Origin of the sequence: Saccharothrix sp. CB00851, assembly GCF_001905065.1 — a bacterium.
In the GTDB taxonomy this organism is placed as follows: Bacteria; Actinomycetota; Actinomycetes; order Mycobacteriales; family Pseudonocardiaceae; genus Actinosynnema.
In genome coordinates this window covers 82,820-108,933 of sequence record NZ_LWLC01000010.1, presented here as the reverse complement: position 1 = coordinate 108,933, position 26,114 = coordinate 82,820, and the positions used below count along the sequence as shown (strand labels likewise).

At 72.9% G+C, this 26,114-nt stretch carries 28 protein-coding genes and 1 pseudogene; 14 read left to right on the top strand and 15 right to left on the bottom strand.

Translation table 11 applies throughout. From position 1 onward, the window contains the following. Entirely contained in the window at positions 1 to 708 is a 708-nt protein-coding gene (locus A6A25_RS11535; protein WP_073888348.1) for a hypothetical protein, read from the top strand. Positions 709 to 934: 226 nt separating this feature from the next. Here the strand turns inward: A6A25_RS11535 and A6A25_RS46610 are convergent, their stop codons facing one another. From A6A25_RS46610 to A6A25_RS11520, 3 genes are all read right to left on the bottom strand, one after another. After that, complete coding sequence (locus A6A25_RS46610; protein ID WP_073888346.1) at positions 935 to 1,210, bottom strand: hypothetical protein; 276 nt, start codon at positions 1,208 to 1,210, stop codon at positions 935 to 937. Positions 1,211 to 1,233: 23 nt separating this feature from the next. Next, positions 1,234 to 2,913, bottom strand: coding sequence for an ABC-F family ATP-binding cassette domain-containing protein (locus tag A6A25_RS11525; protein WP_083668257.1), 1,680 nt, complete (start codon positions 2,911 to 2,913; stop codon positions 1,234 to 1,236). Positions 2,914 to 3,098: 185 nt separating this feature from the next. Beyond that, positions 3,099 to 3,698, bottom strand: a complete 600-nt coding sequence (locus A6A25_RS11520) for a TetR/AcrR family transcriptional regulator (protein WP_073888344.1) — start codon at positions 3,696 to 3,698, stop codon at positions 3,099 to 3,101. Positions 3,699 to 3,817: 119 nt separating this feature from the next. On the opposite strand from A6A25_RS11520, the gene A6A25_RS11515 reads away from it, so the two are divergent. The 3 genes from A6A25_RS11515 (at position 3,818) to A6A25_RS11505 (ending at position 5,940) form a co-directional block, all read left to right on the top strand. After that, the gene (locus A6A25_RS11515; protein WP_073888342.1) at positions 3,818 to 4,648 is read left to right on the top strand and encodes an SDR family NAD(P)-dependent oxidoreductase; all 831 of its coding nucleotides are present in this window, start codon (positions 3,818 to 3,820) and stop codon (positions 4,646 to 4,648) included. Positions 4,649 to 4,726: 78 nt separating this feature from the next. Next, positions 4,727 to 5,353 carry a ClpP family protease gene (locus tag A6A25_RS11510; RefSeq protein ID WP_073888340.1) on the top strand — a complete coding sequence of 209 codons (627 nt, stop codon included), beginning with the start codon at positions 4,727 to 4,729 and terminating at the stop codon, positions 5,351 to 5,353. Next, positions 5,350 to 5,940, top strand: a complete 591-nt coding sequence (locus A6A25_RS11505) for a ClpP family protease (protein WP_073888338.1) — start codon at positions 5,350 to 5,352, stop codon at positions 5,938 to 5,940. The genes A6A25_RS11510 and A6A25_RS11505 overlap by 4 nt, the downstream gene beginning before the upstream one ends. 4 nt (positions 5,941 to 5,944) lie before the next feature. On the opposite strand, the gene A6A25_RS11500 is transcribed toward A6A25_RS11505, so the two are convergent. Beyond that, positions 5,945 to 6,283, bottom strand: coding sequence for a helix-turn-helix domain-containing protein (locus A6A25_RS11500; RefSeq protein WP_073888335.1), 339 nt, complete (start codon positions 6,281 to 6,283; stop codon positions 5,945 to 5,947). An 18-nt stretch (positions 6,284 to 6,301) separates the two neighbouring features. Here A6A25_RS11500 and A6A25_RS11495 point away from each other — a divergent pair, with 18 nt between their 5' ends. The 5 genes from A6A25_RS11495 to A6A25_RS11480 all read left to right on the top strand — a co-directional run bounded on the left by A6A25_RS11495 (position 6,302) and on the right by A6A25_RS11480 (position 11,396). Then, on the top strand, positions 6,302 to 6,838 hold the full coding sequence (locus tag A6A25_RS11495) for a hypothetical protein (protein ID WP_143193099.1): 537 nt from the start codon (positions 6,302 to 6,304) through the stop codon (positions 6,836 to 6,838). Between the two features lie 49 nt (positions 6,839 to 6,887). Further along, positions 6,888 to 7,949 (top strand): hypothetical protein, encoded by a 1,062-nt coding sequence (locus A6A25_RS42895; protein WP_143193098.1) that lies wholly within the window; start codon positions 6,888 to 6,890, stop codon positions 7,947 to 7,949. Further along, positions 7,835 to 9,676 carry a hypothetical protein gene (locus A6A25_RS11490; protein ID WP_073888331.1) on the top strand — a complete coding sequence of 614 codons (1,842 nt, stop codon included), beginning with the start codon at positions 7,835 to 7,837 and terminating at the stop codon, positions 9,674 to 9,676. The genes A6A25_RS42895 and A6A25_RS11490 overlap by 115 nt, the downstream gene beginning before the upstream one ends. Positions 9,677 to 9,963: 287 nt before the next feature. Further along, on the top strand, positions 9,964 to 10,800 hold the full coding sequence (locus tag A6A25_RS11485; RefSeq protein WP_073888329.1) for a metalloregulator ArsR/SmtB family transcription factor: 837 nt from the start codon (positions 9,964 to 9,966) through the stop codon (positions 10,798 to 10,800). Beyond that, entirely contained in the window at positions 10,797 to 11,396 is a 600-nt protein-coding gene (locus tag A6A25_RS11480) for a dihydrofolate reductase family protein (RefSeq protein WP_073888326.1), read from the top strand. The genes A6A25_RS11485 and A6A25_RS11480 overlap by 4 nt, the downstream gene beginning before the upstream one ends. 52 nt (positions 11,397 to 11,448) lie before the next feature. Here A6A25_RS11480 and A6A25_RS11475 read toward each other — a convergent pair whose 3' ends face one another. The 5 genes from A6A25_RS11475 to A6A25_RS11455 form a co-directional block, all read right to left on the bottom strand. Further along, positions 11,449 to 12,513, bottom strand: a complete 1,065-nt coding sequence (locus A6A25_RS11475; RefSeq protein ID WP_073888323.1) for an ABC transporter ATP-binding protein — start codon at positions 12,511 to 12,513, stop codon at positions 11,449 to 11,451. Beyond that, positions 12,513 to 13,334: a carbohydrate ABC transporter permease gene (locus A6A25_RS11470; protein WP_073888321.1), complete on the bottom strand. Its 822-nt coding sequence runs from the start codon at positions 13,332 to 13,334 to the stop codon at positions 12,513 to 12,515. The genes A6A25_RS11475 and A6A25_RS11470 overlap by 1 nt, the downstream gene beginning before the upstream one ends. Further along, positions 13,331 to 14,143 carry a carbohydrate ABC transporter permease gene (locus A6A25_RS11465; protein WP_198932667.1) on the bottom strand — a complete coding sequence of 271 codons (813 nt, stop codon included), beginning with the start codon at positions 14,141 to 14,143 and terminating at the stop codon, positions 13,331 to 13,333. Before A6A25_RS11465 ends, A6A25_RS11470 begins: the two co-directional genes overlap by 4 nt. Positions 14,144 to 14,198: 55 nt before the next feature. Beyond that, positions 14,199 to 15,590, bottom strand: coding sequence for an extracellular solute-binding protein (locus A6A25_RS11460; RefSeq protein WP_073888319.1), 1,392 nt, complete (start codon positions 15,588 to 15,590; stop codon positions 14,199 to 14,201). 108 nt (positions 15,591 to 15,698) lie between these two features. Then, a complete protein-coding gene (locus A6A25_RS11455) occupies positions 15,699 to 16,205 on the bottom strand; it encodes an HAD domain-containing protein (RefSeq protein ID WP_073888318.1) in 507 nt (168 codons plus the stop codon). A gap of 121 nt (positions 16,206 to 16,326) precedes the next feature. Here A6A25_RS11455 and A6A25_RS42890 point away from each other — a divergent pair, with 121 nt between their 5' ends. The 4 genes from A6A25_RS42890 to A6A25_RS43965 are packed head-to-tail and all read left to right on the top strand — an operon-like array spanning position 16,327 to position 17,925. Next, entirely contained in the window at positions 16,327 to 16,758 is a 432-nt protein-coding gene (locus A6A25_RS42890; RefSeq protein ID WP_073888317.1) for a hypothetical protein, read from the top strand. Then, complete coding sequence (locus A6A25_RS11445) at positions 16,737 to 17,423, top strand: hypothetical protein (RefSeq protein ID WP_158073715.1); 687 nt, start codon at positions 16,737 to 16,739, stop codon at positions 17,421 to 17,423. The genes A6A25_RS42890 and A6A25_RS11445 overlap by 22 nt, the downstream gene beginning before the upstream one ends. A gap of 32 nt (positions 17,424 to 17,455) precedes the next feature. Further along, positions 17,456 to 17,731, top strand: coding sequence for a hypothetical protein (locus A6A25_RS11440; RefSeq protein WP_073888315.1), 276 nt, complete (start codon positions 17,456 to 17,458; stop codon positions 17,729 to 17,731). A 38-nt stretch (positions 17,732 to 17,769) separates the two neighbouring features. Beyond that, entirely contained in the window at positions 17,770 to 17,925 is a 156-nt protein-coding gene (locus A6A25_RS43965; protein WP_158073714.1) for a hypothetical protein, read from the top strand. Here the strand turns inward: A6A25_RS43965 and A6A25_RS11435 are convergent. After that, positions 17,915 to 19,261, bottom strand: coding sequence for an alpha/beta hydrolase (locus tag A6A25_RS11435; RefSeq protein WP_143193095.1), 1,347 nt, complete (start codon positions 19,259 to 19,261; stop codon positions 17,915 to 17,917). The two genes, A6A25_RS43965 and A6A25_RS11435, sit on opposite strands and share 11 nt — an antisense overlap. A gap of 321 nt (positions 19,262 to 19,582) precedes the next feature. Here A6A25_RS11435 and A6A25_RS11430 point away from each other — a divergent pair, with 321 nt between their 5' ends. Continuing rightward, positions 19,583 to 20,968 (top strand): pectate lyase family protein, encoded by a 1,386-nt coding sequence (locus tag A6A25_RS11430; protein WP_073888314.1) that lies wholly within the window; start codon positions 19,583 to 19,585, stop codon positions 20,966 to 20,968. Positions 20,969 to 21,581: 613 nt separating this feature from the next. Here A6A25_RS11430 and A6A25_RS46790 read toward each other — a convergent pair. From A6A25_RS46790 to A6A25_RS11405, 5 genes and pseudogenes are all read right to left on the bottom strand, one after another. Next, positions 21,582 to 21,860: pseudogene (locus A6A25_RS46790) on the bottom strand (biotin carboxylase N-terminal domain-containing protein); the annotation flags it as partial. A gap of 93 nt (positions 21,861 to 21,953) precedes the next feature. Continuing rightward, positions 21,954 to 22,853: a nuclear transport factor 2 family protein gene (locus A6A25_RS11420; RefSeq protein ID WP_241828602.1), complete on the bottom strand. Its 900-nt coding sequence runs from the start codon at positions 22,851 to 22,853 to the stop codon at positions 21,954 to 21,956. Positions 22,854 to 23,527: 674 nt separating this feature from the next. Further along, a complete protein-coding gene (locus tag A6A25_RS11415; protein WP_073888311.1) occupies positions 23,528 to 24,649 on the bottom strand; it encodes a thiopeptide maturation pyridine synthase in 1,122 nt (373 codons plus the stop codon). Beyond that, positions 24,646 to 25,623, bottom strand: coding sequence for a lantibiotic dehydratase C-terminal domain-containing protein (locus A6A25_RS11410; RefSeq protein ID WP_073888310.1), 978 nt, complete (start codon positions 25,621 to 25,623; stop codon positions 24,646 to 24,648). Before A6A25_RS11410 ends, A6A25_RS11415 begins: the two co-directional genes overlap by 4 nt. Positions 25,624 to 25,791: 168 nt before the next feature. Further along, positions 25,792 to 25,986 carry a hypothetical protein gene (locus A6A25_RS11405; RefSeq protein ID WP_143193092.1) on the bottom strand — a complete coding sequence of 65 codons (195 nt, stop codon included), beginning with the start codon at positions 25,984 to 25,986 and terminating at the stop codon, positions 25,792 to 25,794. Positions 25,987 to 26,114: the final 128 nt, after the last annotated feature.

Here is a 26,114-nt window from a genome sequence, read left to right as displayed (position 1 = left end):
GTGGCCGGACGTCCCGACTCCGTCGACTGGTTCAAGGTGCCGGGCTACCCGGGCTTCTACGAGCCCGGCGTGATCGAGCCCGGCCTGCGCGGGCTCGCCGAGGCGACCAACCTGATGGCGGCGGCACGGGCGACCACGAGCCTCGACCAGGCAGGCCTCGTCCACGGTCACAGCGGCGCCGCCATGCCCGCCGCCGCCTTCGCCGCGCCGTTCCTGCTCGACGTGCTGGAGCACGGCCACGACGCGGCGAAGGTGGGCGCGTGCGGCCTGCTGGAGGATTCGATGCGGTACGACCCGCTCCCCGGCTACACCCGGGTCCCCGCCGCCTTCGGCCCGGCCGTGCCCATCTGCTGCGCCGTGGCGCACCACGTCCACTCCCGGCGCGACGTCGTCGTGGCTTTGGGTCCGCGCTTCCGCGACCTGCTCGTCGAGGCGGCCCCGCACTGGTCGTTCGAGGTCGGCGAGACGGCCGACGACGGTGGCGACACGATCGCCTTCGGCACGCTGCGCGGCAAGCTCCCGGTGGGCAGGCACGAGGCCGAGTGCCACAGCCCGGCAGGGCGCGCGGTGCTCGGCGACGTGCGCTTGGAGCTCCCGGCGGATCCCGATGGGTCGGAGGTCTGCGTGCGGCTGTTCGGAGTCGAACCCGGTGCCCTGCCCGCGCGGGCGGTGCTGCTGCCCGCCGAGTGCGGTCGGCGGGTGCACTGACGGCGGGTGAGGTGACCGCGCGATGACCACGATCACGCTGGCCGTCCGGGGCTCGACCACGATGCTGCGCCGCCAGTTGCGGCACATGTCCCGCGCCTGGTCCACCACGCTGACGCTGCTCCGCCGTGCCGATCGTGGTCCTGCTGCCGTTCGTCCACGTGCTCGCCGGCACGCTCGGCGACGGCGACGGCGACGGCGGGCCGGGCGGGCGCGGCGCCTACGTCGACTACGTCACGCCCGGCATCCTGCTCGTCACCATCACCATCACCATCACCGTCCAGGGAACCGCGATCCCGGTGGCGCTCGACATGACGCAGGGCATCATCGCCCGGTTCCGGACCACAGCGATCGCGCGGGTGTCGGTCCTGACCGGACACGTGCTCGACAGCGACGCCTCGATCCGCTCAGGTGTCCTCAGTGGACGGTTGCGCCGTTCACGCGCAGCCTGCGGTACCCTGATCCTGAACGCCACCACCCCCGCGATCCCGCGCACCGAGACCACCCAACCGCCAGGGGCGGCTGGATTCACCCGGTCGAGCGATCAGGTCCGGCAACTTTTCTGCCGACGATTTCGTTGCCGGGAAAGAAGGAGGCGGCGCCGCGGCCCAAGGCGAGCCGCGGCCAGGAGTCCGTGTCACGCAACAGCTGCCGGTCGTGAGTGGCGATCACGACCGCCGCCGGGGTGGCGCCGAGCGCTTCGGTCAGCTCGTCCACGAGCGCGGCCGACAGGTGGTTGGTCGGCTCGTCCAGCAGCAGCACGTGCGGCCGGCCGGCCAGCACCAGGGCCAGGTCCAGCCGCCTGCGGGCGCCGACCGACAACTCGGCCACCGGCCGGTGCCGGTCGTAGGCGTCGAGCAGGCCCAACGCGCCCAGGCCCGGCCCCGGCTCACCCGACCGGGCGAGCTGTTCGTCGTACAGCTCCACCGCCGTGCGCCGGCCCGACGGGTCGGACTCCTGACCCAGCCGACCGACGCGCACCGACCGGGCGTGAGTGACCACGCCCGTGCTCGGCTCCAGGTCGCCCGCCAGCACGGCCATCAGCGTCGACTTGCCCGCCCCGTTGGGCCCGGTGACCACCAGCCGGTCCCCGGAGTCCAGCGCCAGGTCGACCGGGCGCGCGAGCCTCGCGGTCACGGTCACCCCGTCGGCGCGCAGCAGGGTCGCGCCGCCGTGCTCGGGCAGGTCCGGCATGGCGAACCGGGTCGGTGGCGGCGGGACCGCGACCACGTGCGCGGCCAGGTCCTCCTGCCGTCGGTGCACGGCCCGGACCAGGCCGGGCGCGCGGGTGGCCCGCGTGTGCTTGCCGTGCCCCTTGGCGGGCCGCCAGTTGTCGCGCAGCCGGTTCTGCGCCGCGGACAGGTCGTCGGCCAGGCGCTGCCGCTCGGCGACCTGTTCGTCGTGCAAGGCCTCCCAGCGGGCACGTTCGGCCCGGCGTCCTTCGACGTAGGCGTGGTAGCCGCCGCCGTACACCCGTGGCCGGCCGTCGCTGGACGGGTCGAGGTCGACCACCGTGGTGGCGACGTCGGCGAGCAGCGCCCGGTCGTGGCTGACCAGCACCACCACGCCGGGGTGGGCGCGCAGCCGCTCGGTCAGGTGGTCGAGCCCGCCCGCGTCGAGGTGATTGGTCGGCTCGTCCAGCAGCAGCACGGCGTGCCCGGCGCCGAGCAGGCACGCCAGCCGCACCCGGTGCCGCTGGCCGACCGACAGGGTGCCGAGCGGGCGGGTGCGGTCGTGCTCGGCGTTCAGCGCGGCCAGCGAGACCTCGACGCGCCGGTCGGCGTCCCACGCGTCGAGCGCTTCGGCTTCCGCGAGTGCGGTGGCGTAGGCGTCGTCCGCGCCGGGACGGCCGTCGGCGAGCGCGACGGTGGCTTCCTCCAAGCGGGCCAGCGCGGCACGCACGGCGGACAGTTCGAGGTCGATCAGGGCGCCGACGGTGTCGGCCGGCCCGAGCGGGATCTGCTGGTCGGCCACGCCGAGCGAGCCCGCGCGGTGCACCTCGCCGCGGTCGACGGGCAGGTCGCCTGCGAGCACCCGGAGCAGGGTGGTCTTGCCGCGACCGTTCTCGCCGACCACGGCGACCCGGTCACCGGCGGCGGCCACGAGGTCGACCCCGGCGAGCACGGGCCGTCCGCCGAAGGAGAGGTGCGCGTCGGACACGCGGACGTGTGCCGCGCGCACGCGCGCAGGCGAAAGGTGGGACGACATGAAGGAATGCCTCCGACGAGAAAGTGATGAGCGAGAAGGACGAAGGCCGGTAGCGCGGTCCGCGGTACCGGTGGAGGCGTCGTCCCTCAGAGGAAGTACAAGTGCTGCATCACGTCGACCAGGGTAGGACAGGCCCGGGAGCCGCCGCACCCGAATTCGACCGTGGGTTGTGCCACGGCAGGCGGTCAGGGGCGGAACGCGCGCAGTGCGGCGTCGACCAGCGCGTCGGCGAAGTCGTCGTCCAACGGGCCGGAGCGCAGGAGCCAGCGTTGGGTCAGCGGCGCGTACAGCATCTCGACCAGGAGGTCGAGGTCTGCGTCGGCGGCGAGCTGGCCCGCGTCCCGCGCGCCGCGCAGCCGGCGCAGCTTGGCCTCGCGGATCGGGCGCTCCATCTTCTCCCGGTAGACCGCGGCCAGCTCGGGGTCGTTGATGATCTCGGTGTTCAGCGCCCGGATCGGCGCCTCGAACGCGGGGTCGGAGAACTCGGCGGCGGTCGCGCGCAGGACCGCCTTGAGGTCGGCTTCGACGTCCCCGGTGTCCGGCAGTTCGATGCCGCCGCCGTCGGGTCGTTCGCTCAGCGCGAGCAGCGAGTCGAAGACCACCGCGCCCTTGGACGGCCACCAGCGGTAGATCGTCTGCTTGCCGACGCCCGCGCGCGCGGCGATGGCCTCGATCGTCAGCTTGGCGTACCCGACGTCGCCGATGAGGTCGCGCGTCGCGGTCAGGATCGCGACCCTCGACCGCTCGCTGCGACGGCTGCGGCCCGGGGTGGTGCTGGCGGCCATGTCGGCACTCTACTCGGAAACGAGACGGTCCGTCTTGACTCCGGCTCGCGGCCGTGCCACAGTATGCCTCATTGAGACGAGACGTCTCGTCTCGCTTCTGAGGATTCTGAGGAGATGGCATGACGCGCGAACACACCGAACCCCGCACCTGGTTCATCACCGGCGCCTCCCGCGGGCTCGGGCGGGCGTTCACCGAGGCCGCACTGGCGGCGGGCGACCGGGTCGTCGGCGTCGCCCGCGACATCACGCCGCTGGCCGACCTGGTCGACGGGTCCGGCGGCAGGCTGGTCGCCTTCCCGCTGGACGTCGCCGACCGGCAGGCGGTCGTCGCGGGCGTGGCGCGGGCCCACGCCGCGTTCGGCCGGCTCGACGTCGTCGTCAACAACGCCGGCGGCGCGATGCTGGGCATGTTGGAGGAGGTCACGGAGGAGCAGGCCCGCGCCCACTTGGACACCAACTTCTTCGGTGCCCTGTGGGTGAACCAGGCGGTGGTGCCGCTGCTGCGGGCCCAGGGCTCGGGTCACATCGTCCAGGTGTCCTCGATGGGATCGGCCGGCGGTTTCGCGTCGACCGGCCTCTACAGCGCGGGCAAGGCGGCGCTGGACGCGATGAGCGAGGCGTTGGCGATGGAGGTCGAGCGGTTCGGGATCAAGGTGACCATCGTGCAGCCCGGCGGCTACGAGACCAGCCTGTTCACCCGGGGTCTGACGATGACCGAGGAGAACCCCGCCTACGCGCCGCTGCGCACGTGGCTGCAGGAGCTGTGGGGCGAGTCGGAGGACAGCGACCCCAAGCTCGCCGCGTCGGTCCTGCTGGAGGTGGTCGACCTGCCCGAGCCGCCGAAGCGGCTGATCCTCGGTGGCGCCGCCTACGACATGGTGGGGCAGCTGACGCAGGCGCGGACGACCGAGCTCGCCAAGTGGGAGCACCTCAGCCGGCGGGCGGGCTGACGTCGGTCCTGCCGAGAGCTGATCTGCTCACAGCGGAGAAACCGGCGGACGGCAGCGGGTCGTCGGCATGGTCGGTGCATGACCGACAACGACAAGCACCGGCTGTTCGACCACCGGCTCCGGGAACGGTTCCTCGCCCAGCGGGTCCTGGTCCTCGACGGCCCGCTGGACGACGACAACGGCACCGTGCTCGCCACCCAGCTGCTGTCCCTCGCCGGCGAGGACCCCGACAAGGACATCGCGCTGTGGATCCACTCGCCGGGCGGCTCGGTACCGGCGATGCTGGCCATCCGCGACGTGATGCGGCTCGTGCCGTGCGACGTGGCCACGCTCGCGCTGGGACTGGCGTGCAGCGCCGGGCAGTTCCTGCTGTCCGCGGGCACGCCGGGCAAGCGCTTCGCCCTGCCCCACGCCCGGATCCTGATGCACCAGGGCTCGGCGGGGATCGGCGGGTCGGCGGTCGAGGTGGAGGTGCAGGCCGACGACCTGCGGTACACCCGCGACACCGTGCTCCGGCTCATCTCCGAGGACACCGGGCAGCCGATCGACCGGATCTTCGCCGACTCGCTGCACGACCGGTGGTTCACCACCGGGCAGGCGCTCGAGTACGGCTTCATCGACCACGTCGTCACCGACCTCGACCAAGTGGTGCCCGTGCGCACGCACCAGTTGGCGCTCGGCTCGAAGATCGGAGTCCGCGCGTGAGCACCTACACCATCCCCAACGTCATCACCCGCGGCCCGGGTGGCGAGCGGGCCATGGACGTCTACTCGCACCTGCTGTCGGAGCGCATCGTCTACCTCGGCACGGCGATCGACTCCGGCGTGGCCAACGCGCTCATCGCCCAGTTGCTGCACCTGGAGGCGGACAGCCCGGATCGGGAGATCAACCTGTACATCAACAGCGAGGGCGGCGACCCGTCCGCGATGCTCGCGCTGTACGACACCATGCGCTACATCAAGGCGCCGGTGGCGACGACGTGCGTCGGCCAGGCCGTCGCGGCGGGTGCGGTGCTGCTGGCCGCGGGCGCGGCCGGGAAGCGCTTCGTGCTGCCCCACACGCGGGTCGTGCTGCACCAGCCCGCGGCGCAGGGCCGCGGCACCATCCCGGACCTCATCCTGCAGGCCGACGAGGTGGTGCGGGTCCGCACGCAGCTGGAGCGGATCCTGTCGGAGCACACCGGCCGCGACGTCGACCAGCTGCGGCACGACACCGACCGGGACCGCGTGTTCGACGCCGCGGGCGCCGTCGCCTACGGGCTCGCCGACCACGTCCTGGACCACCGGGTCTGAGCCGTCAGGCCGCCATGAGCACGGGTCCCGCCGGGCGCCTGCCGACCGCGGGGCCCGTGGCACGGCGTCGTCGGACCTCGCCCGCGATGTCGGCGAGCAGGTCGCCCAGCTCCACCCCGAGCGCACCGGTGACCGCGGCGATCATCTCGCTGGACGGCTCCTTGCGCCCGCGTTCGATCTCCGAGAGGTATTGCGGCGAGATGCCGGCCCGCTCCGCGATGTCGACCAGCCGGCCGCCCTGCTCCTCCCGGGTCGCGCGCAGGGTCCGGCCCAGCACGACGCGCCACAACGGCTCCGGTTCACGACCTGGCTTGCGCTGGTGGAAGGGAAGGATGTCCGCCATGGCGTCATCCTGACATCGGTGACCCCCCGGGTGGACCGCGGTTCCGCTCCTGGCGGACAACCACCGGTCTGGCGGCGGGCGGCCGTCAGGGCGAGGCCGGCACGGCCCGGGGCTCAGCGCGGTGACCTGGCCCGCCGCGACGACGTCCTGGACGCGGTGGTGTTCGTCGTCGACCAGCGGGGCGCGGGTGAGGTGCAGGGCGCGGCGTTCACAGGCGGCGCGACGGTCGGGGTCCTCGATGGTGGTGAAGTCGGCGGGGCGGGCGAACCCGATGACCCGGCGGATGATTCCCGCACCGCAGAACCCCAGCGCGTCGCGGAAGACGATCTCGTCCGGGGCGTGGCCGTGCTGCCGGACACCGCGGTGATGACCGCCGAAATCGACGCGCACCTGCGGTGGACCGCCCGGCACCACGGCACGTCCGCCGCCGACTCGCCCCAGGTGGACGTGCCGCGCTACCTGCGTGCGCTGCGCCGCGAACACGACCGGGGACGGCGGGCGGGTGGGCGCCGAGGGCAGCGCCGGCTGCCCTTGTGGCCCCCCTTCCGGTCCTGATCCCGATCAGGTGCCGCGTGCTGACGTAGAGGTGACGCCAGGAGGGTCGATGCGACGGCACCGGGAGTCGCCCGAACCGTCCGACGGCACGCGGCCCGGATCGGGTGCCGCCCGTCGGGATCCCGGCCTGCTCGTGCTGCAGCGCTCGGCGGGCAACGCGGCGGTCGCGTCGTTGTTCGGGCCGCCGACCACCCGGCAGGAGGTGGAGCCACCGCCGGACATCCCCCTCTCCTTGCCCGATCGCGGGCTACCGGGCGAGATCGTGCGGGAGGCGGACCAGCGCGGGTTCCTGGTGGACGAGGCCGCCGAGCGTTCGGCCGCCCGGGTGGACGAGTCGGTGCGGGCACACCGCGCCCGGATCGCCGCCACGGCGGAGGAACAGGAGTCGACCGCCACGACCGCGCTGCGCACGCTCCGCACGTCCGTCGATGCCCAAGCCTCGGCACAGGCCGCCGCGACGCTCGCCGCGTCGGCCGGAACCCGGGCGGCGATCGGTGCCAAGGCCGCGGCCACCACGACGGCCACCCGGTCCGGTGTGGACGCCCTGGGCGAAGAAGCACGTGCCACCGGTGAACGGGAAGCCGCCCGTGCCGTGCGGGAGTCGCCGACGCCGGAGTCGGCACGTCCCGCCGCGGGCGCGGCCGAGCCGGAGATCGCGGCCGGGCAGGAACGCATCGCGCGGGCCGTGGCCGGCAAGGCGGCCACCGAGCTGACCAGGTCGGGCGGGCAGGCGGCGGGCCAGGTGCGCGCCGGGGTGGCGGCGGCCCGGACCAGCCTGTACGAACCGGCGAAAGCGGCTGCCGCGGACCAGATCCGGACCGGCGCGAGCGAGGCGGACCGGGCCGTCGCCGACGGCGCGACGACCACCACGACCGCGATACGCGCCACCGCCACGCGCACCGCCGAGTCGGCCGTGCAGGGGCACCAGCGGTTCGTGGCCTCGTTACGGGCGGGACGGCGGACCTGGAGGCGTGGGCGGCGGAAAGCCGGGCCCGGTTGCGCGAGACCGCGGCGAGGCTCGGCACGAACCTGGTGGCACAGGCACGGGCGCTCGCGGCACTGGTCGCCTCCGAGTCCGGCTCCGCCGAGGCGTCGGGTGAGCAGGCCCTGACCGCCGTCCGCACCGCCGGTGACGAAGTGGCGCAGGGCATCGGTGACGCCGCGGGCGGCTTGGTGGCAGGCGCGGGACGGCTCGCGACCGACCACGGGCAGTCCCTCGGCGGGGTCGGCGACCAGGCCGCCGCGGCGCTGGGCCGCACGGGCGAGGCGGCGGGCGCGGCGCTGCGGCAGAGCGCGGCCGCGTTCACCGCGCGGGCGGGCCAGACGCGGACCACCGTGGAGGGCGAGCTGGACCGGTTGCCGGCCAAGGCGGCGGAGGCGTTGGCGGCCAAGCACCAGGAGGGCGTGGCCGGGTTGACCGGCACCGCCGACCGGGCGGGCGAGGCGCAGCGCGCGTGGGTGTCGGACGCGCGCTCGCGCGGCCAGAACGGCGCCACCCGGTTCGAGGGCGAGGCCGAGCGGCTCGCCGCGCGGGCCCGCGACCAGCAGCCCGTGCAGCGGTGGTTCGCCGAACTCGTCGCGTCCATGCGGTCGTGGCTGCGGGAGAAGTGCGGCGACGTCCTCGGCGGCATCCTGTCCGGGCTGATCCTGTCCCTGCCGACGATCATCATCGGGGTGGGGCTGCTGATGGCGGGCCCGATCGGCTGGGGCGTGCTGGCGGGCCTGCTGGTCGTGGGCGCCGGGCTGGGCATCTACGGCCGCTGGCAGGAGTACAAGGCCGACCACCGGGGCGAAGGGCCGAGCTTCCTCGAAGGGCTGGGGCTGGTCGCGCTGGGCATCGCCGACCTCACCGGCATCCCGTACATCGTGGAGGCGGCCTGCGGGCAGCGGGCGTTCTCCCCGACCGGGATGTCTCCGTTCGAGCGGTGGGAACGCGGCACGCAGGGCGTGGTGAACCTCGGGCTGCTGGTCGCGGGCGGGGTGAAGAAGCTGTTCTCCGAACGCGCGCCCGTCCGCGAACCGGTGCGCACGCCGACCGACGTGCCACCCGAACCCGTGCCCAGGCCCCGCCTCGACCCGCACACCGCACCGATCGCGGGCGAGAACAACAACGCCCGGTTCGAGGCCGTGCGGCGGATGATCCTCGAACTGCCGCCCGCCGAACGCGCCGCCGCCACCCGGGTCCTGTTCGCCCGGCTGATCGAGATGAGCGGCAACACGTGGAACTTCCGGGTCACCCCGACCAAGGGCGGAGGCGTCCACTTCACCGGCGAGGGCGCGCCGTTCATCTTCTCCGTCGACGCCGCGGGCAACGTGTTCCAGGGCAAGATCGGCCCCGGCACGCTCACCATCCACCCGGACGGCCAGGTGACCGTCAACTACGACGTGGGACTGCGCCCGATCAACCCCGAACCCGCGCCACCGCCACCTCCCCACCGCCTCCTCCACCGCACGAGCGTGCCCCGGTCGCCCCGGTACCGACCGGTTCGCCACTGCCGCGCATCCCACCGCGCCTGCCCGCGCCACCACACGACCGGGAGCCCGAACCGGTACCGTGACGGGTGCCCAAGCCCTCGGCCCGGCGGCGGAGGATGGCGCGGCCGCGCGACCGTTGCCGATCCGGGACCTGGGCGCGGTGTCCCAGTGAGCGCGCGGCCGGTCGAAGATCACCCGATCGTGATCGTGTGTCCTGGGATGAATGGAAGCGCCGATTTTGTTGCCGGAAGTATGGAGGCGCGGCGCCCCGGCCTCGAGTGTGTCGGCGGTCCACGTTCAGGGAAGTGTGTCGGCGGTCCACGTCCAGGTCGGCCAGTCGCCGCCGCGCGCACCGAGTGGTGAAGCCGCAGTGGCGCCCCGCGCCCAGCACGGTGATCGCCGCGGCCAGCACGGTGATCGCCGCGGCCAGGGCGTGCGGGCGCTGGCCGTGGCACGGCGGCGGAGGCGGGGGCACGGCGGCGAAGGCGGGCGCGATCCCGCGGCGCGACGCGACCACCCTCGGCTCGATGACGTCGATCGGCTGCGGGCCGTCGACTGGTCCACCCCAGGCGAAGTGCGCGACCCCTCCCCGCCGCCTCGGCCAAGATATTCCTTGACACGAATATTCCTCGAGGTGAATACTTCAGGACATGGATCGGATCGCCTCAGCACTGGGAGATGCCGCACGGTGGCGCATCCTGGAGCTCCTCGCCGTGCGGCCGCGATCGGTCGGTGAACTGGCCGAGCTGACCGGCTCCCGCCAGCCGCAGACCACCAAGCACCTCCAGACCCTCGCCCGGGCGGGCCTGGTCACGGTCACCCCGCTCGGCCAACGACGCGTGTACGCGGTCGAGATTGGGCCGCTGGAGGCGCTGGCACGGCGGTTGCGGGAGCTGGTCGCGACCAGCGACGCGCACCAGGGCGAACGGGACGTCATCGCGCGGTACCGGGCGGCCATCGAGGCGGAGGCCGCGGTCGCGGACCGGGATCGGTGGGCGGACGGGCGCGGTTTCTCGTTCGAGCGGGTGCTCGCCGCGTCCCGGGACGTGGTCTGGCGGCACTGGGTCCAGCCGGACCTGCTGGCGTCCTGGTGGGCACCGCCGTCGATGACCGTCACCGACTGCGTGATCGAGCCGCGGGAGGGCGGGCGTGCCCTCCTCGACTACCGCGACGCCGAAGGGCGCTACCGCTCGGCGGGAACCGTGCACACCGCGGACGAACCCGAGCGGCTCGTGTTCGACCTCTCCGTGCTGGACGCGGCGGGGGCGGTGTCGTTCACCGGCCACTACGACCTGGCGCTCACCGAGACCCCCGAGGGCACGCTGCTGCGGCTCGACCTGCGCATCACCGCGACGACCGTCGACGCCGTCCCGTTCGTCGCCGGGATCCCGACCGGCTGGAACCAGGTGCTCGACAACCTCGCCAACGTCGTCCACGCGACCCGGCACACCACCAAGGCATCCAACGAGAAGGAAGCACGATCATGACGAACCCGACCGCCCGCAAGGTGACCGCGAACTTCGCCCTCACCCTCGACGGGCGCTACCACGGCCCCGCCGGACCGCACGACCTCGCCGCGATCGTCCCGTACGCGGTCACCGACGTCGCGCGCGACCACATGACCCGCATGTGCGAGACCGCCACGACGGCGGTGCTCGGCCGCCTCAACGCCGAGGGGTTCCTGGGCTTCTGGCCGTCGGTCGCCGGCGACGAGAACGCCGACCCACGTGACCGGGCCTACGCGAAGTGGCTGGTCGACGCCGAGAAGGTAGTCCTGTCGACCACCTTGACCGAGGCGCCGTGGGAACGCACCCGCGTGGTCGACGCACCCGCCGCGGACGTCGTCACCGACCTGAAGGCGGGCGGCGAGGGCGACATCCTCGTCAACAGCAGCGCCAGCGTGATCAAGCCGCTGCTGGCCGCCGACCTGGTCGACCGGCTGTATCTGCTGATCTGCCCCGAGATCGCCGGCGGCGGACCGCGGCTGTTCGACGACGGCCTGCCGGGTTCGAGGTGGACGGTCACCCACCAGGAGACCGGCGACCAGGGCGTGATCGCCGTGGTCTACGACCGCGTCCGCTGACGCGGGTCCGGCCAGGCGCAGCGAGCGGCGGTGCGGCGTGTGGCCGGACGGCTCAAGCGTCGAGACCGTCGAGCAGCCTGCCGTCCTCCGCGCCGTAGAACAGCAACCTGCCGGGGGCGGCGTTCACGGTGAGCGTGCGGCCGAGGACGGGTTCGTGCTGCTCCGGCACGGTGAGGCTGACCGGCGTGCCGTCCGGGCAGTCGAGCGTCACCAGCGACGACACGCCCAGGTTCGCCACGGTCGACACCACGCCGGTGATGCCGTCGTCGGCCGGTGCCAGGTACTCGGGCCGCACGCCCACGACGAGAGGTGTGCCGTCGGCCAGTCCCGGTGGGCCAGGCAGCCGCGCTCCGGCGCACTCCACGTGGCCGTCCCGGGCCGTGGCCTCGATGAGGTTCATCGGTGTCGAGCCGATGAAGTTCGCGACGAACGTGTCGGCGGGCCGTTGGAACACCTCGCGCGGTGTGCCCATCTGGCGGATCCGACCCGACTCCATCACCGCGATCCGGTCGGCCAGCGCCAGCGCCTCGGCCTGGTCGTGCGTCACGAAGACGGTGGTGAGCGCCAGGTCGTGCTGCAAGCGCTTGAGGAACGTCCTGGCCTCCAGCCGCAACCGGGCGTCCAGGTTCGACAGCGGCTCGTCGAGCAGCAGCACGTCGGCGTCCGCGGCGACGGCCCGGCCCAGCGCCGCGCGTTGCTGCTGACCGCCGGACAGCTGCCCCGGCCTGCGGTCGAGCAACCCGGACAGGCTCAGGCCGTCGGCCACCTCGGCGGCCGCTTCCCGTTGCCGCGCCTTGGGCGCACGGCGCACGCGCAGCGGGTACGCGATGTTCTCCGCCACGGTCATGTGCGGGAACAGCGCGTAGTCCTGGAACACCATCGCCACCCCGCGCCGACCGGGCGGCAACCGCGTCACGTCGCGCGACCCGATCGTGACGGTGCCCGCCGCGGGCGCCTCCAGTCCCGCGATCGTGCGCAGCAACGTGGTCTTGCCGCACCCGGACGGCCCGAGCAGCGCGAACAGCTCCCCGTTCACCACCCGCAGGTCCAGCGCGTCCACCGCGCGCACCCCGTTCGGGTACACAGTGGACAGACCGGTGATGTCGACGCCCGCCATCAGCTCTTGATGCCCCCGTGGAATCGGAACCCGTAGCGCTTGTTCACGACCAGGTACAGCAGGACCACCGGGATCGAGTACAGCAGCGAGAACACCGGGATCACGGTGAGGTTCGCGCTGCCGCCCTCGTCCTGCAACGTCCGCATCAGCACCGCCGCCGGCTGCTTGTCGACGTCGCGCAGCAACAGGAACGGCAGCAGGAAGTTGCCCCACGCGTTGACGAACGACCACACCAGGATCGTGGCGAGTCCCGGCCGGGTGATCGGCAGCACCACGTGCCCCAGCACCTGCCGCGGTGACGCGCCGAACACCCGCGCGGACTCCTCGTACGAGCGCGGCACGGCGTCCACGAAGTCCTTCAGGATGAAGATCGCGGCGGGCAGCATCCCGCCCGCGATCACCAGCGCCGTGCCGAACCGCGAGTCGATGAGCCCGAGCTGGAGCATCAGCACGAACAGCGGCACCATGGCCGCGGTGCCCGTCACCACGCTGGACAGCAACAGCAGCACGTACAGCAGCGCGTCCCGGCCGGGGAGGCGCACGCGGGACAGCGCGTAGGCGGCCAGCGCCGCGAACGCCGTCGTCACCGCGGTCGCGACCAGGCACAGCACCAGCGAGTTGACCAGCGACCGCAGCGCGAACGGGTGGCGGAAGGTGGCGTGCACGTTCGCCAACGTCCACTCCGGCCACCGCGGGCCGAACCCGGGACGGGCGTCGAACGGCGCACCGGCCAGCCACAGCATCGGCACCGCGAAGAACGCCAGCACCACCGCGATCAGCACGTAGAAGCCGATCCGGCGCACCACCCACCCCGGCGTCATGCCCGCCTGCGCAACAGCCGCAGGTACACCAGCGCCACCACCAGGTTTCCGAGCAGCAGCAGCAACGACATCGCCGACGCGTACCCGAGCTGCCCGCTCTCCAACGCCTGCCGGTAGATCAGCACGGGCAGCACCTCGGACTCGTGGTTCGGGCCGCCCGCGGTGAGCAGGAACGGCGTGAAGTCGTTGGCCGTCCACAGGCTGATGAGCAGCGTGTTGGTCAGCACGTGCCCCCGGATGTGCGGGAACACCACGTCCCGCACGGTCTGCCAACCGCCGGCACCGGCCAGCCGCGCGGTCTCCAGGTGCGACGGCGGCACGGCGGCCAGCGCGGACGTGTAGAGCAGCAGGGAGAACGCCGTGCCGCGCCAGGTGTTGAACACGATCAGGCTCACCATCGGGTACTCGACCAGCCACGCCGTCTCGGGCCGGCCGAGCAGCAGGCCGAGCGTGCCGCCGTCCCGGCTCAGCACGGCGAACCACAGGTACGCGACGACCGGTCCGGGCAGGATCCACGCCAGCAGCACGAATCCCTCGACGGTGCGCCGGAGCGCCGGCCGGACCCGGCGCAGCAGCCAGGCGAGCGCGAAGCCGAGCACGTTCTGCCCGACGACGGCGGAGCCGAGCACGAACAGCGCGGTCAGCCAGAGCGAGTTGGCGAACAGCGGGTCGTCCAGCGCGGTGGTGAAGTTGTCGAGCCCGACCACGCTCGGCTCGGCCGCGGCCGGTCCGGTCAGCTGGTAGTCGGTGATGCCGATGTAGAGCGTCCACAGCGCCGGGAACACCAGGAACAGGCCGACCAGCAGCAACGCCGGTGCGACGAACCCGATCGCGCGCGCCGTGCCGAGCCCGGCCGGGTCGCGCTCAGCCGCCCGCTACGGCGTCCTCGCCGACCGCCTTGACCAGCGCGTCGTGGTAGGACCGGGCGGCCTCGTCGGGGCCGCGGCCCGCCACCACGTCGGCGGTCGCCTGCTGCAACGCCGCGGACACCTTCGGGTAGTCCGCCAGGCCGGGCCGGTACCGGGTGATCGGCAGCACCCGTTCGGCGATGAAGGCCAGCAGCGGGTCGCCCGCCAGCACCTCGTCGTTCACGTCGGTGCGCTGGGTGACCTGCGCGCCGCCCGCCAACGCCGACTTGACCGCCTCGGCCGAGTTCAGGAACCGCATGAGCTCCCACGCCTGGCGCGGGTAGCGCGTGTTGGGGTTGATGACCCGCACGCCGCCGCCGGACATGCTGACGAAGTCCTGGCCGCCGACACCGGCACCGGGCACGCGGGCCGGGATCAGGGCCCAGCCGACGGCCGTGTCGCGGTCCGCCATCCTGGCCACGCCGGTGCGCGGCTCGACCACCGAGCGCCAGAAGTAGTCGCTCTCCAGCAGGATGCCGATCCTGTTCTCGGCGAACAGCGCGAACGACCGGTCGCGGCCCTTCGCCTCCTGTTGCAGGACCGGGTCGCCGAGCCCGTCCCGGTAGACGCGGTCGTAGAGCGCGAGGACGTCCTTGACGCCCGCCGTGGCGCCCTGCCACTTGCCGTTCTCGTGCACGGTGGTGCCGGTGCCGGCCAACGCGGGCAGCACGCCCTGCATGGTGGTGGCCTCGCCCATCGCGGTGCCGGCGTTGAGCTGGAGCGGCACCACGCCCGGCAGTGCCTTGAGCTGCGCGGCGGTGTCGAGGACGTCGTCCCAGCCGCGCGGCTGCCAGTCGGTGGGCAGGCCCGCCCGCGCGAACAGCTTCTTGTTGTAGAACAGCACCCGGCCGTCGGTCCCCATCGGCACGCCGTAGCGCCTGCCGTCGAACTCGCCGAGGCCTTGCACGGCGTCCGGGATCTGCCGCCAGCCGTCCCACGCGTCGACCTCGGCCTCGCCGACGATGTCGTCCAACGGCCGGACGTGACCGGCTTGGGCGAACTCGCCGAGCCAGATGCCGTCCAGCTCCACGATGTCGCCACCGCCGCCGGTCTTGAAGTTCAGCGCGACCTTGGTCTTGAAGTCCTCGTCACCCGCGCCGTTCTGCTCGAAGCGCACCGTGGCGTTGACGCCCTTGGCCTTCTGCTCCTTGGTGAACCGCGGGATCACCCAGTTGGTGATCCAGTCGGCGCCGCGCGCGTTCTTCCCGCCCGCCACCGCGTTGGCGGTGATCGTGAGCGTGACGTCCTTGGCGTCGGCGTTGCGTCCCGGATCGGCTTCGCGCGACTGGCCGAGGCACCCCGCGAGCAGGCCCGCCACCGACAGCAGGACGACCGTTGTCCGCCGCATCGCGCTCCCCCACCAGAGTGCACGCCACTTCGCCACCTCTCAACATGGCACCCCGGCCGCCCGACCGCATCACCTCCGACCGGCATCACCCGTTTGATGGCCCGGACATCACCCGCCGACCAGCGCCTCTTCGACCGCCGCGAGGTGCTCGGCGGTCAGGCCGGTGGCGGGGTCGACGGCGATCAACGCGGTCGGGGTGTCGCGCCGCCGTTCGAGGAACCTGCCCCGAGCGGTCGGGAACAGGTCGAAGTCGTCGTCCAGCCAGGCCAGCGGCCGACCTCGGGCGAACCTGCCGACCGCACCGAACTTCCAGTCGCCCACACCCTCGTACGCCCGGACGCCGACGACGGGCAGCGGCGGCAGGCCGAGCGCCGGTCCGACGGTCGTGTTGGCCCGGTCCTCCCAAGTGGTGGCCCAGGCCAGTTCGGCGCCCGTGCGGTGGGCCAGGTCGAGGAGCGCGGGACCGAGCCCCGGGTCGAGCCACGCCCGCTGCACCGCCCGCCGCCAGGGCAGCCGCGACAGCCGCCACCGGTGCTCGACGTACCCCTCGGGCGGGGTGCGGGCCGCGAACGGGTGCAGCGGGCCGTCGACGTCGAGCAGCAGCAACGGCCTCACCCGATCGACCCTACCCACGCCCTGCCCGGCCTGGTGCCGGCGGCGGCCCGACCGGACGGGGCCGGGCGGTCCGGTAGCGTGGACAACCACTCGCGTCGGTGCGGCGGACGGGGAGTTGCGGGTGGAACAGGACGGCCGGCCGGTGACCGCGAACCACGTCGGCGGTGACGTTCTCGGGCCGAGCGTGCAGGCCGGGGTGATCGAGGGTGACGTCCACCTGCACTTCGGCGGGCCGCCGATCGGCCGACCGGGTGAGCTGCCGGTCGGCGTGCTGTCGTTGATGAGCGCGCAGGTGCGGGCGGCGCGGGAGTTGCCCTACCGGTTGCCGGGTGCGCGGCGGCCGTCGTTGGCCACGGTGTACGTGCGGCAGGAGTTGAGCATGGGCGCGGAGGAGCCGCACGCGCAGTCGCGGCCGACGCCGATCCTGGACGGGCACGGGCGGTTGGTGGAGTTGCCGCGAGGTTGCCGGAGGCGGTGGTGGGGTTCCTGCGGGCGGTGGTCAGCGAGCCGGGCACGTCGGACCGTGATCGGTTGGAGTTCCGGTACGCGTTGAGGCAGTACGACGGGCTCGATGCGGTGCGCGCGATGCGGGACGACGAGCGGATGTCGCCCGCGATCCGGGTGCAGGCAGGCACGACGCTGGTCCCGTACGACGTGGACGATCGGGCCGCAGCCGCACGCGTCCTGCACGCGATCGCGACCGATCCGGAGGTTCGGCCGGTGCTGCGGCGGCGGGCGGTGTACGAATTGGCGCAGCTCGGGACGGTGGGACGGGAGCGGGCCACGGAAGTGCTGCGGTCGCTGATGGTGGACGAGAGCGTGTCGACCACCGTGCGGATCCGCTCGGCGCGCACCCTGATCGAGCAAGCTCCGATGGTTCGGCGGGCGGCGATGGCGGTGTTGCGCGGTTTGCTCGACACGCCGGACCCGCTGCTGCGCCGGAAGGCGCTCAAGGCGATCGGTCTGCTCGAACCGACCGAGGCGGCACTGGAGCTGGTCGCCATGGCACGTGACGGGCTGGTGCCGGCGGTGGCGCGGGTGTGGTGCGCGGCGGCGGTCGGGTTGTCGCCGGACGTGCGTGAGAAGGCGGCAGTGGCGGTGCGGGCTGTGGCGTTGGCCGAGGTGGTGCCCTGGCAGGTGCGCAGGCGTGCGGCGGCGGATCTGGCGCGGTGGAGCGAGCTGTGCCGCGAGGAGGCCCGGTCGGTGCTCGCGGGGTAGCCTCGTGGTCGGCACGGCGAACGGAGTTGGGGATGAACGGGGACCAGGATCCGGTGATCGACGCCGAGATCGTCGAGGACGGTGCGCCACGCGTGGTGCCGGCCGGTGACTACACCGAGGACGGCGTGCCCACCTTCGAGCACGTCCGGGACCGGATCGAGAACCGGGTCGCCACCGGCATCGGCGCAGAGGAGCTGGCCGTGGCCACGTCGGAGGCCAAGGCGGTCGAGGACCAGTTCGAGGCACGCCGCCAGGCCGGGCTGGACAAGCTGGAGGAGATCCGCCGTTCGATGCGCCGCGAAGGGTAGGCCGGTCCGGTTTCACGAACCGTCGCACGCCTGACGGCGTGCACTCCCCCGACGCACGCCGACGAGTCACGGTCGCCGTCAACACCAACCTGACCTCGGTGGCGGCCCAGGAAGCCGCGCTGCACGCGGTGTTCGCCGAGTTCGGCCCGGCCCCGCCGGCGGGCGCAGGCCTGCCGACCGCGGTCAACACGTGACGTCGCGCGCGGGCGCCGTGCCGAGCAGGTAGGGGTCGGTGGCGGCCCGCGTGCAGGCGTTGGCGTGGTAGACGCCGTGGCCGGGGCCGTCGAAGGTGACCAGGTGCGAGCCCTTCGCCTGCCGGTGCACGTTGCGCGCCCACTGGTAGGGCGTGGCCACGTCGTACCGGCTGGTCAGCAGGAGCAGCGGCGGCGCGTGGTCGACGTCGAGGCGGTGCGGCGGGTTGGTCGGCGGGTCGGTGAACCCGATGCACGTGGTGGCTTCCTGGTGGCCGAGGAACGAGCCGCGCATCGTGGGCGACACACGCAGTTCGGCCTGCCGCAAGGCCCGGTACTCGGCGAAGTCCGCGAACCGCAACGCGAAGTCCTGGCACACCACGGCATAGCGCAACGAGTCGTAGTTCGGCTCGAACGACAGGCCGCGCAGACCATCGACGTCCACGATGAGCGACGCCAGGCCCTCCCACGCCCCGTCGCGGATCACCGAGAACGCCCACTGGATCAGGTTGTGCCGGCCCAGCCCGATCTCGTCGGCCTTGCCCAGCGCCTGTTCCCAGGCAGCGTAGACGTCTTGCCCGTGCAGGGCGCACGTGGCGTTCTCCGCGCACCACGCGGCGAACACACCGAACGACTCCTCCACCGCCCACGCCCGGTCCAGCACGAGCCGGCGCAGGTCGGCGCTGTGGTCGATCACCCCGTCCAGCACCATCGAGCGCACCCGTGAGCCGAACAGCTCCGCGTACTGCTGACCGAGCAGCGTGCCGTAGGAGATGCCGTAGAAGCTGATCCGCCGCTCCCCCAACGCCTTGCGCACCGCGTCCAGGTCCCGCGCCGAACGGGCCGTGTCCACGTGGTCGAACACCGGGTGGCGGGCACGGCACTCGTCGCGCACCGCGCGGTTGTGCGCGGCCAGCGCGGCGAACGCGGCCTCGTCCGCCGGGTCGTCGCCCGGGTGCCCGGACATCAGCTCCGGTGAGCAGCGGATCGCCGAGCTGTTGTTCGTGCCGAGCTGGTCGAAGCCGACGACGTCGAACCGCGCCCGCACCTCGGCGCTCAGGTAGGGGGCGCGGGTGAACTCCGCGCCGGACCCGCCGGGACCGCCCGCGTCCACGAATACCACGCCGATCCGACGCGCCGGATCCGTGGCGCGCACCCGTGACACGGCCAGGTCCGTCCTCGGTCCGCGCGGGTCGGCCCAGTCGAGCGGCACGGACACCGTGCCGCACTCGGCGGCGGGCTGGTCCGGGCACGGCTGCCAGGCGACCGCCGAGGCCTCGGCCTCGGGTGCGACCACGAGCAGGCTCGCGGCCAGTGCGGTGACGAGCAACGTCCGCATGGAGTCCCCCAACGGTGAGCGGAGGCGTGCAGTGTGTCGGGGTGATCGCCGCGACCACAAGGCCCACGAGCGCGGTCTGCCCCGATTCACCTGGCCCTGCCCATTCGGGCAAATGCACGCACCCGGTTCACGAGTATGACCGTTTTGTTCACGAGTATGACCAGTTCACGATTTCCGATCCAGGCCGTTGACCTGCGGTTGGCTACCTCCTAGCATCCGACGGGAAAGCGATTTCCTGTCCTGCGGCGCAATGAAGCACCAGGGGGCACTGTGTCTTCCACTGCGTCGGAATCGGTTTTGCCTACGCCACGGAGACGAATTATGCGCGTGAAACCCATGATTGCCTGCGTCGGCTTGTTAGCCGGCGCGCTGGTCGCGGTGGCATCCGCCGCCCAGGCCGCGCCCACCCGGTACGAGGCGGAGAGTTCGCCCGCGGTGTGCTCCGGCTCGATCGACTCGAACTGGCCCGGTTTCACCGGCGGCGGGTTCTGCAACGGCACGAACTCCACCAGCGGCCACGTCCAGTTCACGGTGAACGCCGCGGCCGCGGGCACGGCGACGTTGGGCGTCCGGTTCGCCAACGGCACCACCACCGCGCGACCGGCCAACCTGGTCGTGAACGGGACGACCGCGCAGTCGCCGTCGTTCGAGGGCACCGGCGCCTGGTCGACGTGGGTGACCAAGACGCTCAGCGTGCCGGTGAACGCGGGCAGCAACACCATCCGGCTGAACCCGACCACCTCCAACGGCCTGCCCAACATCGACCACCTCGACTTCGAAGCCGGTGGCACGCCGCAGCCGCAACCGCCCGGCGGGCTCGTCGGCTGGGCCGCGCAGGCCGGTGGCACGACCGGCGGCGCGGGCGGCACCACGGTCACCGTCAGCACGTTCGCCGACTTCCGCACCCAGGCGCAGTCCGCGGGCGCCAAGACCATCCTGGTCGACGGCATGCTCAGCGGCACCGGCACGGTCGAGATCAGCGCGAACAAGACCATCCGGGGCGTCGGCTCCACGTCGGGCATCTCCGGGACCACCCTCAACATCGAGGACATGCGCCCGGCCAACGTGATCATCCAGAACCTGAACATCCGCGGCAAGGTCGGCGGCGACGCGATCCAGATCGAGAACGCCACCCACATCTGGATCGACCACAACACCATGTCCAGCACCATCGAGGACGACCCCGACTACTACGACGGCATGCTGGACATCACCCACGCCGCCGACTACATCACCGTGTCGTGGAACGTCATCCGCAACCACTGGAAGACGTCGCTGGTCGGCCACTCCGACAGCAACGGCGGCGAGGACCGCGGCCACCTCCGCGTCACGTACCACCACAACTGGTTCGACCGCACCTTCGAACGCAGCCCTCGGGTGCGCTTCGGCGAGACGGTCCACGTGTTCAACAACTACTACACCAACGTCAACAACAACGCCGACTCCTACGCCATCGCCTCGCTCATGGACGCCGGGCTCCTGGTGGAGCGCAACGTCTTCGAGAACGTGCGGCAGGCGTGCTGGTCGGCGAGCGGCTACGCGGACTCCGATCCCGGACGTCTGGTGGCGCGCGACAACTCCCTGACCGACTCCGGCCCTTGTGAGGTCAACGGCACGGTCGCCCCGATCCCGTACAGCTACACCGCCGACGACGTCAGCACGGTCAAGTCGTCGGTCACCGCGGGTTCCGGCGCGGGCAAGCTCTGACACCCGACCTCACCGGGACGGCGGCGCCCCCGGTGCCGCTCGCGCACCGACCAGCGCACGCTGGATCACCTTCTGCAAGTTCGGCGCGCGGTCGCTGCCGGGCGGCGGGTTTCATCGTGGACGCGTGACCGGCGATCTCGCCGCAGACGCGCGCACCGCGGCCGGCGGCGTGCGCGCCGTCCTCCGGCACCAGCAGCGCGCCGCCCTCGCCCGGCACGTGACCGGCGGCGTCCTCGTCGAACGGCAGCGACACCAGCTCGCCGCCGGTCGCGGCCGCTGTGCGCGCCGCCGCACGTGGCTTGCGGACCGCCGTGGCGACGGGTCCTCGTGACGCGGGCACCAGCGACGGCAGCGACACCTCCAGACGGCGGCTGCCGACCTCGACCACCACCGTCTCGCGCGGCGCGGCGGCGCGCTCGTCGTGCGGCCGGCCGTCGTAGGGCGGTATGCGGTTGTCGAACTCGGTCTCGATCCACCGGGTGTGCACGGCGAACGGCTCACCCGCGAACGCCGGGTCCTCCACCACCGCCCGGTGGAACGGCAGCGTGGTCGGCACACCGTCGACCTCGAACTCCGCCAGCGCGCGGGCGGCGCGGGCAGGAAGTTCCGACCCGGCCTGCGCGAACGCCGCGTTCTCGGACAGGAAGCCGTAGCCGGGGTGCACGGCGTCCGCGCCCGACCCCCGTGCGGCGGCGAGCACCTTGTCGATGTCGAGGTAGCTCGTGGCCGGTGTGTCGCCGCCCAGCGCGAAGGCCTCGTCGGCCAGGCGCACGTGCGGTGCGTCCCGGTCGGGATCGGCGTACGCCGCCACGCTTTCCAGCCCTGCGTCGCGGCACGCGAGGGCAACGCGCACCGCGATCCCGCCGCGATTGGCGATCAGCACTTTTCGCACGGTTGGACCCCCCTCCCCGTTTCGAACCACGACCGTGCACGGGCAGGTTCGACCGCCCCCGGAAAGAATTCGGGAGGAAATGAGCGTGAACGCTCAGGCGGAACCGTTCTCCCGCATGTCCTCGGCGATCCGCCGCAGCACGTCGTTGGCCGCGAGGAACTCTTCCTGCGTGATACCGCGCAACTGTTTCGCGGCGTGCGCGTCGACCAGCACCTCGGCCTTCGCGTGCGCCTCGGCGCCCGCCTCGGTCGAGGTGATGTCGTCACCGTCCAACCGGGCCCAGCCGCGCGTGGCGAAATCCTCCACGACCGGGCGGTAGGACCGCTCGCGGTCAGCCACGAGGAACGGCGCGAACGCCTCGTCGATCGCGGGCACCGTCAGCACACCGATGTGGATGGCGTGCAGCACCTGCCACCGCCTGCGGTTGAGCCCCACGTCCCGCAACGCGGTGGTGGTGGCGGCGTCGAACGCCTGGTGGAGCAGGAGCAGCCAGTAGCCGATGCGCTTGGTGGTGTTCTGCTGGAGCATGGACCCTCCCCCTGGAGCGGTGGCGGCCGGCGGTGGTGGCCAGCGACCGTGGCCGCGGTCGTACGGGATCACCCAGAACGGCGTGAGCGTGATCCGGTCGAACAGCCAGCGGCCACCCACCAGCGCGTACTCGTCGGCGAACCGGCCCGCGACCAGGTACGTCTCCTTGTCGAAGACGACCTTCTCCTCGAAGAAGCACACGCCGGTCGCCCGGTCGCCGTCGACCTCCACGTCGTGCCCGTGCACGAACTGCTCGACCAGCACCTCGGACGCCACCGGGTTGTCCGCCTCGATCCGCGCGGGCAGCCCGGCGAAGTACTCCGCGATGGCCGCGCGGCCGTCGGCCCGACCCACCTCGCCGTAGTCGAGGTGCGCGTCCTCGGTGAACAGCTCGCCGACGCGCTCCCACGCGTCGTCGTTGATCAGCCGGGGCAGCCGGTTGCGCAGTTCGTGCAGCGCGCGCACCTGCTCCAACTCGTGGACGCGAGCGGCGAGCGCTCGTGGCGATCTCCCGGTTGGAGTAGCCCGCGACCACGAGTCCGGCGATGCGCGCCTGCTGACGGGTCAGCGCGGGCCTGCGCGGCGACGCGGCGACGGCGGACAGCGCACCCTCGGCCGACTGCGCCCGTTGCGGGTTGCCGGTCCGCCGGGCCAGCGCGAGCGCCCAGTGCAGCCGCTGCCTGGCCGTCACCACGTCGCCGCGCGCGGCCAGCCGGACGCCCAGCTCGTACTGGGCCCGCCCCAGCTCGGGCCACGCCTGCACCAGCTCCAGCAGCTGCACGGCCTCGCTGAGCCGTTCCACCTCGTGGCCGTCGGCGTCCACCACGGCCAGGGCGCACAACGCGCGACCGACCGTGCGCGACTCGCCCCACAGCACGGCGGCCTCGTACTCCTGACGTGCCAGCGCCACGGCGAGCTCGTCGTGCCCCGCCGCGAACGCCGCCAGCGCCGCCCTCGCCCGACGGCACACCACCGAAACCGGTCACGCTCGGTCAGAACACCGGTGACCCACGGTAGATCCATCCGATTCCAATCCAGCGAGATCCACCGCGGCACCGCCACGCGGGCGCGTCAATCCTGTTGATGCGAACAGTCTTCCGGACCGGTGGTGGGTCGGTGGCGGGCAGCCGGCGAAGCGGTCAGGTTGCCACGTTCGGGTGGAATTCCGCGGAGGTCCGGATCACGTCGACGGCCGCGAGACCGTGGACCTCTTCGACCGCGTTCGCCGCCGCGTGGCAGGTGCGGAAGCGCTGGAACGGGGTCAGGCCGAGCCGGCCGATCTGGAGGTAGGTGCAGTTGAGCAGGAACCGGTGGCGCAGGAACGCCGGGTCGCGGAAGACGGTCTCCCGGTAGGCGCGGTCGCCGAACACCAGCGCGTGCACCGGTGCGTGCGGCGGGGTCGCGGGCGGTTCGGCGGGCAGCGGCGGGAAGACCAGGCCCCGCTCGACCAGCGGGTCGACGCGACGGCCGTGGTCCCGGCACACCGCCGCCCAGCGGCGGGCGTAGGGCGTGGTGGGCGCGCCGCCGTCCAGGCCGGTGAGCACGGCCCGCGTCCGGGCGACGAAGGCCTCGCGGTGCGCGTCGTAGTGCGCGTCGAACGCGGCACGCACGGCGTCCGGGTCGCCGCACGAGAACAGGAAGCCCTCGGCGTGGGAGCGGTAGGACGCGAAGCCCGCCGTGACGGGCGGGCACGCGGCCACCGTCGTGGCCAGCATCAGCTCCAGCGCGATCAGGTCCTTGGCGTCGGTGCCCACCCGGGTCCGGTCGAGCATCCGGAACAGCAGGTGCGTGCCGTCGGAGGCCAGCGACGCCATCAGCTCGCCGGTCTCCGCGCTGCGGATCACGTGCGACCGGGTGTCGTAGGGCTGCTCGTGGATGGAGTTGTCGGGCAACCACGGGGTGAGCGGCCCGTGCTCCCGCTCGCGCCGGGCCAGCACGCGGTGCTGGGCGAGGTCGTGCTCCAGGTCCGGTTCGGCCGTGGACGGGTGCGCCGCCAGGTAGTCACCGACGACGGCGGTGATGCGGGGCCGGACCAGGCGTGCCCACGTCTCCCGGTCGGCCTTGGCGAACAGGCGCAGGTGGGGACCCCGGCGCCAGTGCCGGGCGAGGTAGAGCCCGGCCACTCGGGAGCGCACCTGCTGGAAGGCGGGGCGGACGGCGTCGAGGATCAGCCGGTCCTTGTCCGGCTCGTAGTAGTAGACGTGCAGGCAGTGCCAGGTCGGGTCGGTGGCCCGGTCGGGGCCTTCGGTCTCGACGGTCACAGCGGAGCCACCTCGTCGTGCAGTTCGGACAGCGTTCGGGCGGTGAGGGAGGCCAGGCGCGCCTCGGTGGCCGACGCGAGGCCGAGCCGGTTGCCGAGCAGGTGCGCGCAGCGCAGCACCACGTACGGGACCACCGGGTCTTCGGGACGCAGCGCCCGTGCCAGGCCCGCGAACGGTGACCGCGAGTCCACCGGTGCGAAGTCGCCGCGCGCCCGCAAACCGGTCAACGTGGCGTGCAGGGTGCGGATCGACAGCCACCACGCGGTGAGGGGGTCGGTCGGCGTGAGGCCGGAGGGGTCGGAAGGGTCGGAGGACACCCGGTCCCAGAGTCGGCGGGTCTGGTCGAGCAGGTCGTCGCGGCGGTCCGGGCGCGGTGCGGACGGCTGCCGGGCGCGCGCCGCGGCGAACCGGGCGGCGGCCCGGGCCAGGTCGGGTTCGCACACCGCGACGGCGAGCGTCAGCATGGCCAGCGCAGCGCCGGCACGCCGGTCGGGCGGTGCGGCCAGCAGGCCCACGGCGATGCGGCTGGAGTCGGTGAAGTGCCGTTCGACGGCCCGCAGCGCCCGGCCGTCACCGTAGGCGTGTCGCTCGGGCTCGTAGGCGGTGAACTCCACCGTGTCGACCGGCCGCAGCCGCCGGTCCCACCCGGCCAGCCGCTCGGCTTCGGCGCGGCGGCGGGCGACGGCCTCGTACTCGCGCTGCGACCAGTCGTCGGGTGGCGACGGGTGGTCGGCCAGGTGCCGCGCGCACGCCCGTTTCACCGTCGCCCGGATCTCGCCCGGGTGCGCCCTGGCGAGCAGCCGCAGCCGCACGTGCGGCCCGCCCTCCCAGTAGCGGAGGAAGAACCAGCCGCGGACCCGCCCGGTGCGGCACAGCTCCTCGCACACCGGGCCCATCGCGCGGGTGACGAGCAGGTCCTGGTCGCCGCGGTGGAAGACGTGCGCGGCGACCCAGTCGCGGGTGGGCTCAGCCATGTGGTTCCGTCTCGGGCGGCCCGTAGCCCTCCTCGCGGACGCGTGGACCGTGGCCGCCGCTTCGCGCGGGGATCGCGTTGTTCCGCAACGGTTCCTCCAGCTCCGACACCGATGCGGCGGCATCCGCACCACCGCGCGGCGTCAGCTCGGCGGGACTCCGGCCTCCGGTCAGGCGATCGCGCTGCCGCTGTCGGTGCCTCCGTCGCAGTCGTCACACAGGCAGGTTCCGTCGCAGTCGTCACACAGGCAGGTTCCGCCGCACGCGCCCAACTCGGTCAGCCCGTACCCCTCCGTCAGCTCTTCCAGACCCACGGGCGGGACGACGCCGATCATCTCGACGTCGGGGGCGTCGACGTGCGACACGGGCTTGTGGACAGTCATGTGAGATCACTCCCAGGATCGGGACCACCGTTGTGCCCGAACGCGTCCCGGCACGGCGTCCAGTGCAGCACGGCCCATTCCGCACCCGGGCCGAAACCACCCGTGCGGGT

Bases quoted from the DNA above. Each gene is read 5' to 3' on its own strand.
- A6A25_RS11525 (WP_083668257.1), bottom strand. From the start codon at position 2,913: ATGTCGTCCCACCTTTCGCCTGCGCGCGTGCGCGCGGCACACGTCCGC.
- A6A25_RS11520 (WP_073888344.1), bottom strand. From the start codon at position 3,698: ATGGCCGCCAGCACCACCCCGGGCCGCAGCCGTCGCAGCGAGCGGTCG.
- A6A25_RS11515 (WP_073888342.1), top strand. From the start codon at position 3,818: ATGACGCGCGAACACACCGAACCCCGCACCTGGTTCATCACCGGCGCC.
- A6A25_RS11510 (WP_073888340.1), top strand. From the start codon at position 4,727: ATGACCGACAACGACAAGCACCGGCTGTTCGACCACCGGCTCCGGGAA.
- A6A25_RS11500 (WP_073888335.1), bottom strand. From the start codon at position 6,283: ATGGCGGACATCCTTCCCTTCCACCAGCGCAAGCCAGGTCGTGAACCG.
- A6A25_RS42895 (WP_143193098.1), top strand. From the start codon at position 6,888: ATGCGACGGCACCGGGAGTCGCCCGAACCGTCCGACGGCACGCGGCCC.
- A6A25_RS11485 (WP_073888329.1), top strand. From the start codon at position 9,964: ATGGATCGGATCGCCTCAGCACTGGGAGATGCCGCACGGTGGCGCATC.
- A6A25_RS11480 (WP_073888326.1), top strand. From the start codon at position 10,797: ATGACGAACCCGACCGCCCGCAAGGTGACCGCGAACTTCGCCCTCACC.
- A6A25_RS11475 (WP_073888323.1), bottom strand. From the start codon at position 12,513: ATGGCGGGCGTCGACATCACCGGTCTGTCCACTGTGTACCCGAACGGG.
- A6A25_RS11470 (WP_073888321.1), bottom strand. From the start codon at position 13,334: ATGACGCCGGGGTGGGTGGTGCGCCGGATCGGCTTCTACGTGCTGATC.
- A6A25_RS11460 (WP_073888319.1), bottom strand. From the start codon at position 15,590: ATGCGGCGGACAACGGTCGTCCTGCTGTCGGTGGCGGGCCTGCTCGCG.
- A6A25_RS11440 (WP_073888315.1), top strand. From the start codon at position 17,456: ATGAACGGGGACCAGGATCCGGTGATCGACGCCGAGATCGTCGAGGAC.
- A6A25_RS11435 (WP_143193095.1), bottom strand. From the start codon at position 19,261: ATGCGGACGTTGCTCGTCACCGCACTGGCCGCGAGCCTGCTCGTGGTC.
- A6A25_RS11430 (WP_073888314.1), top strand. From the start codon at position 19,583: ATGCGCGTGAAACCCATGATTGCCTGCGTCGGCTTGTTAGCCGGCGCG.
- A6A25_RS11410 (WP_073888310.1), bottom strand. From the start codon at position 25,623: ATGGCTGAGCCCACCCGCGACTGGGTCGCCGCGCACGTCTTCCACCGC.